We start from the raw sequence: 263 nt of genomic DNA, 5'->3' as shown, positions 1-263 counted from the left end.
AATGCCCGCGATCACGCTCGACACCGCCTTGGGTGACGCGCTGGGAGCGCCGACCGCGAAGCTGTTCGAGCGGGCATTCGGCATGAGCACGGTGGCCGATCTGCTGACGCACTACCCCCGGCGCTACGCCCGGCGCGGCGAGCTCACGCCGATCGATTCGCTGCCGCTCGGCGAGCAGGTGACGATCGTCGCCGAAGTGCGCTCGGTGTCGTCGCGGCAGATGCGTCAGCGTCGCGGCTCGATCCTCGAGGTCGTGATCAGCG

1 protein-coding gene is annotated in these 263 nt (G+C 69.6%); it reads left to right on the top strand.

Translation table 11 applies throughout. The features are described 5' to 3' along the window. On the top strand, positions 1-263 hold a 263-nt coding region (locus AB1471_RS17505; RefSeq protein WP_437342383.1), incomplete at both ends, for a hypothetical protein.

Origin of the sequence: Jeotgalibacillus marinus, assembly GCF_040801915.1 — a bacterium.
Classification (GTDB): domain Bacteria; phylum Bacillota; class Bacilli; order Bacillales; family Jeotgalibacillaceae; genus Jeotgalibacillus; species Jeotgalibacillus marinus.
Note: the sequence above shows the minus strand (reverse complement) of the source record. Positions and strands in the feature narration are given on the sequence as shown.